13 protein-coding genes are annotated in these 12,677 nt (G+C 43.7%); 11 read left to right on the forward strand and 2 right to left on the reverse strand.

The window, feature by feature from the left end:
* Nucleotides 1-279 precede the first annotated feature (279 nt).
* The 4 genes from H6G86_RS06335 (at nucleotide 280) to H6G86_RS06350 (ending at nucleotide 4,463) form a co-directional block, all read left to right on the forward strand.
* On the forward strand, nucleotides 280-630 hold the full coding sequence (locus tag H6G86_RS06335) for a hypothetical protein (protein WP_190933613.1): 351 nt from the start codon (nucleotides 280-282) through the stop codon (nucleotides 628-630).
* Nucleotides 631-903: 273 nt separating this feature from the next.
* A complete protein-coding gene (locus tag H6G86_RS06340; RefSeq protein ID WP_190933614.1) occupies nucleotides 904-2,256 on the forward strand; it encodes a histidine phosphatase family protein in 1,353 nt (450 codons plus the stop codon).
* A gap of 161 nt (nucleotides 2,257-2,417) precedes the next feature.
* Nucleotides 2,418-3,740, forward strand: coding sequence for a dihydroorotase (locus H6G86_RS06345; RefSeq protein ID WP_190933615.1), 1,323 nt, complete (start codon nucleotides 2,418-2,420; stop codon nucleotides 3,738-3,740).
* 186 nt (nucleotides 3,741-3,926) lie between these two features.
* Nucleotides 3,927-4,463 carry a pentapeptide repeat-containing protein gene (locus H6G86_RS06350; protein ID WP_242064710.1) on the forward strand — a complete coding sequence of 179 codons (537 nt, stop codon included), beginning with the start codon at nucleotides 3,927-3,929 and terminating at the stop codon, nucleotides 4,461-4,463.
* 89 nt (nucleotides 4,464-4,552) lie between these two features.
* Here the strand turns inward: H6G86_RS06350 and H6G86_RS06355 are convergent, their stop codons facing one another.
* Together H6G86_RS06355 and budA are read right to left on the reverse strand one after the other, a co-directional pair.
* Nucleotides 4,553-4,954: a VOC family protein gene (locus H6G86_RS06355; protein WP_190933616.1), complete on the reverse strand. Its 402-nt coding sequence runs from the start codon at nucleotides 4,952-4,954 to the stop codon at nucleotides 4,553-4,555.
* A 19-nt stretch (nucleotides 4,955-4,973) separates the two neighbouring features.
* Nucleotides 4,974-5,771 (reverse strand): acetolactate decarboxylase, encoded by a 798-nt coding sequence (gene budA, locus H6G86_RS06360; RefSeq protein ID WP_190933617.1) that lies wholly within the window; start codon nucleotides 5,769-5,771, stop codon nucleotides 4,974-4,976.
* A 382-nt stretch (nucleotides 5,772-6,153) separates the two neighbouring features.
* On the opposite strand from budA, the gene H6G86_RS06365 reads away from it, so the two are divergent.
* From H6G86_RS06365 to H6G86_RS06395, 7 genes are all read left to right on the forward strand, one after another.
* Nucleotides 6,154-7,101, forward strand: coding sequence for a zinc-binding dehydrogenase (locus H6G86_RS06365; RefSeq protein ID WP_190933618.1), 948 nt, complete (start codon nucleotides 6,154-6,156; stop codon nucleotides 7,099-7,101).
* A 72-nt stretch (nucleotides 7,102-7,173) separates the two neighbouring features.
* A complete protein-coding gene (locus H6G86_RS06370; protein WP_199338172.1) occupies nucleotides 7,174-7,557 on the forward strand; it encodes a hypothetical protein in 384 nt (127 codons plus the stop codon).
* 29 nt (nucleotides 7,558-7,586) lie between these two features.
* Nucleotides 7,587-8,387 (forward strand): SDR family oxidoreductase, encoded by an 801-nt coding sequence (locus H6G86_RS06375; protein WP_190933619.1) that lies wholly within the window; start codon nucleotides 7,587-7,589, stop codon nucleotides 8,385-8,387.
* A gap of 200 nt (nucleotides 8,388-8,587) precedes the next feature.
* On the forward strand, nucleotides 8,588-9,502 hold the full coding sequence (locus H6G86_RS06380) for a TauD/TfdA dioxygenase family protein (RefSeq protein ID WP_190933620.1): 915 nt from the start codon (nucleotides 8,588-8,590) through the stop codon (nucleotides 9,500-9,502).
* A gap of 124 nt (nucleotides 9,503-9,626) precedes the next feature.
* Complete coding sequence (locus tag H6G86_RS06385) at nucleotides 9,627-9,869, forward strand: hypothetical protein (protein ID WP_242064712.1); 243 nt, start codon at nucleotides 9,627-9,629, stop codon at nucleotides 9,867-9,869.
* Nucleotides 9,870-10,094: 225 nt separating this feature from the next.
* A complete protein-coding gene (locus H6G86_RS06390; protein ID WP_190933621.1) occupies nucleotides 10,095-11,477 on the forward strand; it encodes an LLM class flavin-dependent oxidoreductase in 1,383 nt (460 codons plus the stop codon).
* A 324-nt stretch (nucleotides 11,478-11,801) separates the two neighbouring features.
* On the forward strand, nucleotides 11,802-12,602 hold the full coding sequence (locus tag H6G86_RS06395) for an RMD1 family protein (RefSeq protein WP_114084210.1): 801 nt from the start codon (nucleotides 11,802-11,804) through the stop codon (nucleotides 12,600-12,602).
* Nucleotides 12,603-12,677 lie beyond the last annotated feature (75 nt).

A 12,677-nucleotide genomic window follows, 5' to 3' on the forward strand; every position in this document is an offset into this window, starting at 1 on the left:
TAAGTAAGTTTGCATAATAAAATCATAACTATGTAAATAAAAATGAACTAGCCTAAAACCCTTCTACTTATTGCTTATTGCCTTATCCCAACGACAATTATTTACGCCAACTTACTTAAATTAAGATGTATTACTAAACTCAACATAGAGCAGAAATAATTGACGAGCCAAGTATATACGCAATACAATTATTGTAGTAGAACCTAACGATAGAGTTAATTAAAATAATTTGCCCAGAGAATAAAGACAAGCAATATTAAAGATAATTTGGACAAAAAAATGAACGCCAAAATTATTGCTTTGTTGGGAATTGCCACAGCTTTTGCAAGCTTAGGAAGCCAGGTGTACGCCCAGTCACCAGCATCAAGCTTAAATTCAGGACAATACAGATTAACTGGTGATTCTCTAGTCGGAATTGATAACAGAACAGCCCAAGATGACTTTGGAAAGTTTTTTGAGCAAACTAATCCAGCAACAATCTCTAACAATAATAGAAGAGACAAAACTCCAGTCAAAATCCACTTTAACGAGACATTATCACAGCCAGATACTTCTGTTTTCTTAACACCCGCTCAGTCTGGCAATGACAACGATGGATTGCAAGTACAATTAGATTTAGGGAGAGAATAATCAGGTATAAAATTGACGCTTTCATGTAGGGTGTGTTGTCGCATAGCGCAATGCACCATCAACAATTTACGGTGCGTTAGCCTACGGCATAACACACCCTACTGGCGTGGCTGATTAAGGAAATAATTGAGGGTTTGAAACCCACAGAGGTGGGTTTTGCCTGTATAGTTGCGATTCCTAACCACCCTTTTAACTAAATCCGCTTTCCTGAGTCGGTAATTCTGCAATCATTTTGCAGTAAAATTAATCGTCTAGATACAGGAGGGCTTTGAGATGACTCGTGTCATCATTGTGCGCCACGGTCAAAGTGGTTATAACACCGAGCGGCGTATTCAGGGACGCACTGATGCGTCAACATTAACCGAGAAAGGTCGTAACGATGCCAGTAAAGCTGGCAAAGCCCTCAGCAATATTTTATTTAATGCTATTTACAGCAGTCCTCTGCAACGAGCGAAACACACAGCAGATATTATCCATAGTGAGTTAGCTACTCATTCTGAACAATCTGCTGTAATTCAAGTTTCTGATTTACTACTAGAAATCGACCTTCCTTTATGGGAAGCACTGCTAACTGCTGAAGTTAAGCAAAAATTTGCCGAAGACTACCGCACTTGGCATCAACGCCCAGACGAACTGCGGATGCTGCTAAATGATGCACAGGGAACAAGAGAACATTTTCCTGTTCTTGCTTTATACGAACAAGCGCGGCAGTTTTGGCAAGAAACTTTGTCTCAGCATCAAGGCGAAACTATTCTCATAGTGGGACATAACGGCATTAATCGCGCCCTAATTAGCACAGCCTTGGGAATCCCTGCAAGTCGCTACCATTCCATACAGCAGTCTAACTGTGGCATCAGCGTACTTAATTTTGCTGGAGGATTGGGCGAACCAGTCCAGCTAGAATCTTTAAATCAGACCCAACATACAGGAGAAACTTTACCCTCATTGCGACCAGATCATCAAGGAGTCAGGTTGTTGCTGGTGCGTCACGGCGAAACCGACTGGAATCGCCAAACCCGATTTCAAGGACAAATTGATGTCCCCCTCAACGACAACGGTAGACAACAGTCGCAAAAAGCAGGCGAATTTCTCCAAGAGGTAGCGATTGATTTTGCAGTAAGTAGCACAATGCTGCGCCCGAAAGAAACAGCCGAGATTATCTTAAAACAGCATCCTAATGTAAAGTTAGACTTGCAAGATGGTTTAAGAGAAATCAGCCACGGACTCTGGGAAGGAAAATTAGAAACAGAAATAGAACAAGAATTTCCCGGAGAGTTGCAGCGCTGGCGCTTAGTACCCGCCCAAGTGCAAATGCCTGAAGGTGAAAATTTGCAAGAGGTTTGGGAACGCAGCGTTGCAGCTTGGCAATCAATTGTAGAAGCAGCATTAACTAATCAATTCAAAACTGTATTAGTAGTAGCTCATGACGCTACAAATAAAACTCTACTTTGTCACATTCTGGGTTTATCGCTAGAAAATTTCTGGAATTTCCGCCAGGGTAATGGCGCAGTCAGCGTTATCGACTACCCTTCTGGAATCGATGGTTTACCAGTATTGCAAGCGATGAACATCACTACTCACTTTGGTGGAGGCGTACTAGATAAAACAGCAGCAGGAGCGTTGTGATTGCTGAGTAAAGAGTGAGGAGTGAGGAATAAAGTTAGGAGTGAAAAATTATGAGTGATGAATAAAGTTAAAAATGATGAGCAAGGAACAAATAACTGATGACTCATAACTTATAACTTCTAATTCCTAACTTTATTCTTAACTCCTAACTAAAAAGTTTTATGACTGAACTGCTGCAAAAAGTACGAGTGATTGACCCAGTTTCTGAAATCGACGAACTCTTTGATGTGCTGATTGCTGATGGTTATATCCAAGAAGTGGCTTCGCACATTGCTGATATTCATCCCAATACTCAAATTAGAGATTGTCAGGGATTAGTTCTCGGGCCTGGGTTAGTGGATTTGTATAGCCACTCCGGTGAACCAGGATTTGAAGAACGGGAAACCCTATTGTCTTTTTTACACGCTGCTACTGCTGGCGGCTTTACCAGAGTTAGCATCTTACCCGATACATCCCCAGCTATTGATAACCCTGCACTTGTGTCCCAGTTGCAGCAGAAAAGACACGGCGAGATGAAGGAAATAAGGGACAAAAAGAAAATTAATTTGTCTTTCCCTGTTTCCCCTGCCCCCCCTGCCTCTCGCCTCCCCCTGCTTAATATCTGGGGTGCTATCACCCTAGATGTTGCTGGAAACCAAATGACAGAATTAGCAGATTTAGCGTCTGCTGGAGTTGTTGGTTTTAGTGATGGTAAGCCCTTTGAAAATTTGGCGCTGGTGCGGCGAGTGTTAGAGTATCTCCAGCCGTTGGGCAAACCAGTCGCATTTTGGCCGAGCGATCGCCAGTTAACTGCAAATGGTGTAATGAGAGAAGGGGCAGATGCCCTCCGTTTCGGTTTACCCCCAATACCCGCCAGCGCAGAAACTACTGCGATCGCAGCAATGCTTGAATTGGTTGCAGCCATCGGTACACCAGTCCACATCATGCGCGTCTCCACATCTCGCAGCGTGGAATTAATCGCCTCAGCCAAGGCTGCTGGTTTACCCATCACCGCCAGCACCACCTGGATGCACCTTTTACTTGATACAAAAGCAGTTAAGAGTTATCACACTAGCTTGCATTTAGACCCGCCTTTAGGAAATCCGCGTGATGTCGCGGCGTTGCGTGCAGGAGTACGTGCGGGTGTGATCGATGCGATCGCTATCGATCACACACCCTACAGCTACGAAGAAAAAGTCCAAGCCTTTGCTGAAGCCCCTCCAGGAGCAATTGGTTTAGAATTAGCATTACCTTTGCTGTGGCAATATCTCGTTGAAACTGAGGAATTTACAGCTTTAGAATTATGGCGGGCATTAAGTACCCGTCCAGCAAAATGTTTGGGGCAAGAAGTTAGTGCAATCGTACCTCATCAACCAGCAGAACTTACTTTATTTGACCCCCAGAAAATCTGGAATGTTGAACGAAAAAGTCTTTATACACTTTCACAAAATACACCTTGGTTAGGACAACAGTTAAAGGGTCATGTTGTGCAAACCTGGTGCTAATAAATACCTTTTCAAATAACCTCTTAGTGATTCTAAACAGAGTCAGTGAGAGTATATTTTCATTTTGTGATCTAACCCAGAACTAACAAGCTAAATTATCATTTTTTTAAACTTAAGATAGATTGGCATTACTGCCTGAATTGCTAAATTAAGAATTGATGTAAAGTAGAAGAGGTTTATCAAAAATTGAAGTCTGTAGCTGTAAAGAAAAGAATTAGTCTAGCTGCGATCGCTATGTTAGCAGCAGGAGTTGTAATGGGATGTTCTAAACCTGAACAACCACAGGCGGCAGAACCAAATCTAGCCCCCGTTCCAACTACACCTCTACAAACAAATCAGCAAAATCCAGAGAGTGTTCCAACCCCTCCCACCCTTGTAACTGCGACAAGCGATCCAGTTCAACAGCTTTTATCCACCAGAAAATGTCAAGGCTGTAACCTCCGAGGCGCTAACCTAGATAAAGCCGATCTCAACGGAGTCGATCTAAGTAATGCCATCCTAATTGACGCTGACTTAGATGAAACTAATCTGAGTAATGCTAACCTGAGTGGCGCTGATTTAACTGATGCAGACTTAGGAAAGGCAAATTTGACGGGAGCGAACCTCAGCAAAGCTAATTTTACGAAAGCTGATCTAGAAGATACAAATTTGACCAATGCTAATGTCACCGATGCAATTTTTACAGGAGCAGACTTAGAGCGGGTAATTGGGTTGCGTCGCTAAGATAGTGCGTTGGCGCACGCCGTAGTAGGCATCGCTACCAATTACGCACTACACCCAATTGTGACGGCTAAGACCTTTCTCTTTGATTGTTAAACTTCTCTACCGCCTGTGTGTGAAGAAGTCACCGTCAATAAATAGCCATCCGGCCCAGTTAAGGTAAATGAACTGTGGATTCTGCCTGTTTCGATCTCAGAAACAGTCAGTCCCCATTTCTTAAAAGTATCTCTGGTGGCGACAACATCATCTACCATCAGATCAAAAGGTGCATTGACTCCAGGTGCGATCGCCTCTGAACTTGTTCTCAAAACTAAGTGCGTTCCTCCCCGTAATTCCAAAACAGCTAATTGTTCTGATTGGGTAATCAATCGCAGTCCTATCTTGACGAAAAAATCGCTGGACTCGGGTACATTACTCACATATAATCTTACATGCCCAATCGCCACAGGTGGGCGGGCATCTGTTTGTTTTGCAATAGTTTCTGGTAGTGACATAGTTTTTATTCAAAAATATTTACTTACGTTCAACTCTGTTGACTTCAACAGGTTTGTTATCTCCCAAATCAGCCTGCACAAATTCAGCACTCTTGGGCAAATTTATCTCAACGTTTGATAAGGGATCAATTTCTATTTTAGCATTTTGGAATTGTCCATCTAAGATATGCCCTCCAGTTGTCCGATTTGCAGCGATGAAATGAAAGTGATAGCCATTAACATTTACTCCTTTCATATATTCGGGTGTGCGAAAACCGACTAAAGTGCCATTGATATTCCTTAATTCAAAAATTAATTGTTCTTTTAGTGCTTCAGTTAAAGAACGATACGGCGGAGTTTGTTTAGGAGGAATTCTAAATTTTAGATAAGGAAAATTACCTTGGATACGAATTGCATAAGGATAATTTTTAGTTGGTAAGCGCTGATCTAAAGATTGCTGCAATTGTTTATAATTCATCCGCCCTTCTAGATTAATTAATGTTTCTGGTTGAAAAAAGGTGACTGTAGCAAAAGGGCTTGTCATTGAATCAGGAATAACAGAAGCAACTCCATCAGCTTTTATCTGGTAAAATTTGCCATCTAATCCAACCATTTCTCCATCTAGAGCATTTACTGTCCCCAAACCAAAATTACCGTGTTTTCTCAACTGCTGAAAATTAGTATTGCCGTCAAAAATTCCCACTGCAAGAGCGCTAATTGTTGATGCTTGAAACAAGGTATTTGATGGTGTATATTGCTGAGTTCTAGCGGGTAGAATAGCAACAAATAATGCAGTAATGGTTAAAATAGTTATCCAGAAATAACGCTTGAGTTTCATTAGATCAAAGATATAAAAGTTTTGAATTTTGAATTTACCCATATTACCTAGCAAAATCTAGAGACAGTTGGAGAGCAGCTAGTCATACAGCCAGGTAGGAGGTTGACAGGGACTAGCTTACAACACAGCAATAGATGTAAGCATTGATGCAACAAATCTTTTTGCCAGGTGCTTGATTATTCTGGCTGTCTGTGATAATTTTCTTCTTACGTTCCAAAAATACTGTAAGCCTATTGTGTTACCGTAGTTAATAAAATTTCGTTAATCTAGTTACAGAGATTTGGAATTAAGAATAAATAAGTAATCTATCGAGTTTATCTATTGCAGACCGTACATTGCAAACCAACGAACTAGAAATTAATCTCTAAGCCAGGGCAACCTTATGAGCAAAATACGTGCTGTGATTGTTGACCCCAATGTGCCGGGGCGTTTGGCACTGAGTGAAGTGAATGCACCAAAGTCTGCCCCAGATGAAGCTCTAGTCAGGGTAGCGGCGATTTCTCTGAATCGCGGAGAAATAAAACGTTCAACCACTGCTGAGGCTGGTTGGCAGCCTGGTTGGGACTTGGCAGGTGTAGTAGAAATCCCTGCGGCTGATGGGTCTGGACCTCCCCAAGGAGCGCGTGTAGTTGGCTTACGCCGCGCCGGTGCTTGGGCGGAACTTGTATCTGTTCCTACTAACGCCTTAGCTGAACTGCCGCCATCGGTATCTTTTGCTCAAGCTGCCACCCTACCTGTAGCGGGTTTAACCGCGTATCATGCAGTGATAAAAGGTGGTTCACTTTTAGGTCGTCCAGTTCTGGTTACAGGTGCATCAGGAGGCGTTGGTTACTTCGCTATCCAATTGGCGCAACTGTCAGGAGCGCAAGTAACAGCACATATTCGTCAACCTGGCTATGAAACTTTGGTTAGAGAAGCAGGGGCACAATCGGTAGTGATTGGCGAAGACCTTTCACCTGCTAGTGAGTATGGCCCCTATCATCTAATTATAGAGTCAGTGGGTGGTAAGACTTTGGGGGTAGCCCTTGGCTTACTGGCGCAAGATGGAAAAACTGTGCTGTATGGAGTATCTGGGGGAGCAGAAGTGACATTCAACGCTGCCCAATTTTTCGGGACTGGTAGCGTGAGCCTGTATGGTTTACGTCTGTTCGATGAATTGAGATTTGAATCAGCCGCAGTCGGTCTAAAACGACTTTTGAGTCTAGTAGAAGCCGGTCAATTGCATCCTCACATTGATTTAGAAGCTCCTTGGACACAAATAGCTGACGTAGCCCAACAACTACTCGACAGGCGTTTTCCTGGTAAGGCTGTGTTGCATATTTACAACTGAAGTATTACCGAATAATTCGTAATTAATTCTATTTTTATGCACTCATTTCTGGATAGAGACTAATTTTATTTTTTGCTGCAATCAAGCAGATTTATCAGTGGGGTGATAATTACGAATTATGCTGACTTCTGGTTCAAATTAGATCGGCTTGTAGCTGCTAGTCAGATCAAGATAGATCGCCAAAAAGGGACATCACATCCACGTTATCCATCTTTTATTTATCCACTGGACTATGGATATTTGCAAGATACTCAATCTGGAGATGGAAATGATATTGATGTTTGGATAGGTAGCTTGTCTAGTCAAACCGTAACTGCCGTTATTTGTAGTGTTGATTTAGAAAAACGGGATACAGAAATCAAGATACTTCTGGGTTGTACATCTGAGGAAAGGCAAAGCATCTTGGATATCCACAATACAGGCTCTCAATCGTCAATATTATTGGTTCGTAAATAAATTACTTACATTTGTGAGGGTAAATTTGTATGAGTTTAGAACTAAAACTATCAGGTAAAACCGCGATTGTTACAGGAGGAAGTGCAGGAATTGGGTTAGCTACTGCCAAAGCCCTTTATAGTGAAGGTGTAAATGTTGCGATCGCAGCCCGCAGTCAAGAAAGACTAGAAAATGCAGTAGCTGACATCCAGTCCTTACCCACGCCAGGCGCGAAAGTTATTGCCATCAGCGCTGATTTAACGAAAGCAGAGGATGTTGAGAAAGTTGTTTCAACCACCTTGGCCCAGTTTGGTCAGATTGATATCTTGATTAATAACGCTGGTTCAGCCCGTGCTGGATCTTTCCTTGAATCCACTGATGATTTATTCTTGGATGCTTGGAACTTAAAATTATTGGGCTACATCCGCTTAGTTAGAGCCGTCGTCCCCCATCAAAAAAGTCGCGGTGATGGACGGATTGTCAATATAGTTGGTGGTGCAGGACGTACACCTCGCCCTAACTTCCTAGCTGGTGGTACAAGCAATGCGGCTCTACTCAATTTTACAAAGGGCATTTCTAAAGAGTTAGCCGAGTACAAGATTCGCATTAATGCCATATCACCCGGTGCTACAGCTACTGAGCGTGCTGAGACTTTAGCTCGACAAAACGCCCAAGCGCAAGGCATCACCGTCGAGCAAGTGAAGGCACAAAACATCCAAAGTATTCCTTTAAAAAGAATCGCCCAACCAGAAGAAATTGCCGCGTTAGCGTTATTTTTGGTGTCGGATCTTGCTGCATCGATTACAGGAACAGAGATTATCGTTGATGGCGGTTCTACTCCTGGTGTTTAACAGTAGAGACGCGATTCATCGCGTCTCTATATCACGCCGTTTTCTCTCAGACCTAACCCCCAACCCCTTCCCTACAAGGGAAGGGGAGCAAGAATCAAAGCCTCTCCCCGTTTCGGGGAGAGGTTTGGAGAGGGGTTTCAAGAATAAGCCGCACATCGCGTTACATCTTGTAAAAACATAAATTTATTGGAGATAAAAACATGGGTTCTCAATACTTTGATATCAAACCAGTTGCAGGACGTATCGGTGCTGAAATTATTGGTGTTAATCTGAGTTCTAACCTCAGCGACGACATCATCAGCGATATTCGCAAAACTCTAGTCAAACACAAAGTGATCTTTTTCCGTGGTCAGCAACAACTTGATGCTGAGGGACAGGTAGCCTTCGCTCGTCGTTTCGGTGAAGTTACTACAGCCCACCCCACTGTACCATCGCTGCCAGAAAACCCAGAAGTCTTAGACCTGAACTATGGCCGCACTACTTCCCGCGCCAATAACTGGCATACAGATGTAACATTTGTAGATCGTCCTCCTCTCGGCTCTATCTTACGAGCGCTTGACATTCCCCCAACAGGTGGCGATACAATCTGGGCAAACTCCGTGACTGCTTACCAAGATTTACCTATCCATCTGCGTAATCTTGCAGACCAACTTTGGGCAGTACATAGCAACGCCTACGATTATGCAACTGGATTCGACCTACCTGAAGATATCAAAGCTCATCGAGCTGTCTTTACCTCGACTGTATACGAGACTCTGCACCCAGTTGTACGCATCCATCCCGAATCTGGAGAGCGGGGACTATTCATCGGCGGATTTGTGCGCCAGTTCCGTGGCTTATCAACAACTGAATCAGATGATATTCTGCGACTGTTACAAGCATACGTAACACGTCCAGAGAATACAGTGCGTTGGCGTTGGCAAGTTGGTGACGTAGCCTTTTGGGATAATCGGGCTACTCAACATTATGCGATCGCAGATTATGGCGATCAGCCCCGCCACGTTCAACGCGTGACAATTGTTGGCGATCTCCCCGTTGGTATCGATGGTAAGCAAAGTGAGGCTATCAAAGGAGACGCTTCTGAGTACAACCGACGTGAGGCGGTGGCTGCATAATACTTGATACTTGGGCATTGGGCATGGGGCATTGGGAATAGGGGATGAGTCTTTGATACTCGTGAACGAGTCTTTAATACTCGCGCATGAGTCTTTGATACTCGTGGATGAGTCTTTGATACTCGTGGATGAGTCCTTAATACTCGTGGATGAGTCTTTGATACTTGTGGATGAGTCTTTAACACTCGTGAATGAGTCTTTGATACTCGTGGATGAGTCTTTAATACTCGTGGATGAGTCTTTGATACTCGTGGATGAGTCTTTGATACTCGTGGATGAGTCTTTAATACTCGTGGATGAGTCTTTCAACTCCACTCCCCCTGCTGCCTGTTCCCCACTCCCCTTTGCTGGCTTAACCTTCCATTGACTTTGGATGGAGACTCAAAATAGCACTTTGTCAAGCTAGTTTTGAGGGTTTGTAGTAAGGACTTTAGTCCTTATTTTCTAAGTACTAAAGTCCTGACTACCAACTTGCTTATCTATCAATTTAAACATGACAGATTAGTAGATGCCACTGAAATATCTTTCCAAGATTTCCTAATTTATTTACCAGATTTTTTCAAAGTATAAGTACGACTTTGCAAATACAAACATGAGTACAAAAAAACAACTTAAACTCGGAGCATTTTTACCCGGTAGTGGTCATCACGTGGCAGCATGGCGACATCCCAACACCCCGGCTGATGGAGGTCTAAACTTCCAACATTACAAGCAGCTAGCACAAACGGCTGAACGGGGTAAATTTGATATGCTTTTCCTCGCAGATGGTTTAGCCGTCTGGGATCGAGGGCAAGGGGCTGAGGCTTTTAGCCGTTCGGGACAATTCAGTGTCCACTTTGAACCTTTAACCTTATTGTCGGCTCTCTCCGCAGTGACAGAAAATATCGGATTGGTGGCGACATCATCAACAACCTATGATGAACCTTTTCATCTCGCCCGCAAGTTTGCATCACTAGATTATCTTAGCGGTGGTCGTGCCGGATGGAATCTTGTAACCTCTGCTGCTGAAGCCGCAGCGCAGAATTTCAGCCAAGAAAACCACCTAGAACACTCGCTGCGCTATGAACGGGCGAGGGAATTTGTGGATGTTGTCACCAAACTTTGGGACAGTTGGGAAGACGATGCTTTTCTGCATAATAAGGAGTCAGGTATTTACTTCGATGCAGAAAAGTTGCATATTCCCCACCACAAGGGCAAATATTTCTCGGTGCGCGGGCCGCTCAATGTGGCGCGTCCACCACAAGGATATCCAGTAATCGTACAAGCTGGATCTTCCGAGGCTGGACAGGATTTAGCTGCCCAAACAGCAGAGGCGATTTTCACTGCACAACAGACATTAGCAGAAGCTCAAGCCTTCTACGCCAGCGTCAAGGGGAGATTGGCTAAATACGGACGTTCCCCTGACCACCTCAAAATTATGCCAGGGGTATTCCCGGTAATTGGTAAGACTGAGCAAGAAGCTAAGGATAAATATGAGCAACTTCAAGAGTTGATCCATCCCTTGGTAGGATTGGGGCTGCTTTCTGGGCTAGTGGGTGGCCATGATTTGTCCAAATATCCCCTAGATGGGCCGCTGCCGGATTTGCCAGATACCAATGGTGGCAAAAGCCGCTTACAGCTGATTACCGATCTTGCCCGCAGAGAGAATTTAACAATCCGACAACTGTATTTGTGGATTGCAGGAGCGCGGGGACATCGAACAATTCTCGGAACACCAGAACATATTGCCGATCAGTTAGAAGATTGGTTCGTCAATGGTGGGGCTGATGGATTTAACATTATGCCACCCTGGCTACCTGGGGGTTTAGAGGAATTCGTAGACTTAGTAATTCCTGAACTGCAACGCCGAGGAATATTTCGTACTGAGTATGAAGGTAGTACACTGCGCGAAAATCTCGGTTTACCCCGTCCAGTAAACCAGTTCACCACAAATGCGCCTGCTCCTGAACCTGTGAGTGTCGGTTCCTTTGCATAGCTGTTAAGGGGAAAAGGGGAAGGGGAAAGGGGAAAGAAAAAACCTTTAACCCAAACCCAATAACCTTTTCCCCAAACCAAATTCCAGTTTAAAATTCTGAAACGAGTAGTATTGCCTAATATCTTTTACTCCCCACTCTTCTTTAGCCTTGATAAAACGATTCTCCCCAAACGTGTAACCAATTTCAACCGAAATACAAACGCACCTTCGCCAGTGCTAGATAGCTTTATTGGTAAGCTGAGATTGTAGCGATCTCCGATAACAGGCATTAATTGCGATCGCTAACCTCCAAGATCAGCAGACAGAAAAGCAAACAGGGCGACAATGCAAAAACTCCTTTTTAACGATACAGATAGATTTAGAGCGCAGGCCCTATTCCTTGGTAAGGATATTAACTTACAGACATTGGAGAATTACGTTTCCTTGGCGACTATGCCATTAATGGTTTCAGTCGGTGAACACGGCTGTGCGGTACTGCTAGACTATGGCGCAGTTGTCCTATTTAACCTTGAGCCTGTAGAAAAGGTAGCCTTTTTGACCAAACTATCCTCTCAAGTTAGTGGCTCCTTTGCCGAACCGGAGACAGAAGAGGTGGAAATTCATCTCAACATTGTAGAGAGTGAGAGAGTTAAGGAAGGAAAAATTTCACTGCATGAATTTAGTGTAGAACGCTTGCAGATAGTGGCTGATATCCTCGCTAAAAGTGTTGTGCTGTCTCATTATGAAACTAGCCTAGCGACTGTATTCGACCAAATTGAACCGTTTGCAGCTAGTCTCCAGCGTGAACACAGGGAAAGACGGCAGAGTCGGGAATTACTGCGTCAACTTGGGACTGCGCTGTTAGTTCAACATAAAATTGTAGGTCGAGTTGAGATCATCGATAAGCCAGAGTTACTCTGGGAATCCCCACAGCTAGAAAACTTATATCTGCGCTTGGAGGATGAATACGAAATTCGTGAGCGTCACACTGCTTTGGAACGCAAATTAGAGCTAATTACCCAAACTGCACAAACAGTCTTGGAGTTCATGCAGCATAGCAGTAGCCAACGAGTAGAGTGGTATGTGGTGATTTTGATTGTGGTGGAAATTCTGCTGTCACTGTACGACATCATTTTCAAAGGCTAAGGCTAAAGAGTTATTTGCAAATCAAAAATGCTGACTGCGAATGGTTTTTGGGGATTCAGATTCAATAGTCCCTAA

Source organism: Nostoc sp. FACHB-133, from assembly GCF_014698055.1.
Taxonomy (GTDB): Bacteria; Cyanobacteriota; Cyanobacteriia; order Cyanobacteriales; family Nostocaceae; genus Nostoc.

What these genes read in the sequence shown, in the direction of transcription:
- H6G86_RS06335 (WP_190933613.1), top strand. Translation starts at nt 280, where the DNA reads ATGAACGCCAAAATTATTGCTTTGTTGGGAATTGCCACAGCTTTTGCA.
- H6G86_RS06340 (WP_190933614.1), top strand. Translation starts at nt 904, where the DNA reads ATGACTCGTGTCATCATTGTGCGCCACGGTCAAAGTGGTTATAACACC.
- H6G86_RS06345 (WP_190933615.1), top strand. Translation starts at nt 2,418, where the DNA reads ATGACTGAACTGCTGCAAAAAGTACGAGTGATTGACCCAGTTTCTGAA.
- H6G86_RS06355 (WP_190933616.1), bottom strand. Translation starts at nt 4,954, where the DNA reads ATGTCACTACCAGAAACTATTGCAAAACAAACAGATGCCCGCCCACCT.
- budA (WP_190933617.1), bottom strand. Translation starts at nt 5,771, where the DNA reads ATGAAACTCAAGCGTTATTTCTGGATAACTATTTTAACCATTACTGCA.
- H6G86_RS06365 (WP_190933618.1), top strand. Translation starts at nt 6,154, where the DNA reads ATGAGCAAAATACGTGCTGTGATTGTTGACCCCAATGTGCCGGGGCGT.
- H6G86_RS06375 (WP_190933619.1), top strand. Translation starts at nt 7,587, where the DNA reads ATGAGTTTAGAACTAAAACTATCAGGTAAAACCGCGATTGTTACAGGA.
- H6G86_RS06380 (WP_190933620.1), top strand. Translation starts at nt 8,588, where the DNA reads ATGGGTTCTCAATACTTTGATATCAAACCAGTTGCAGGACGTATCGGT.
- H6G86_RS06390 (WP_190933621.1), top strand. Translation starts at nt 10,095, where the DNA reads ATGAGTACAAAAAAACAACTTAAACTCGGAGCATTTTTACCCGGTAGT.
- H6G86_RS06395 (WP_114084210.1), top strand. Translation starts at nt 11,802, where the DNA reads ATGCAAAAACTCCTTTTTAACGATACAGATAGATTTAGAGCGCAGGCC.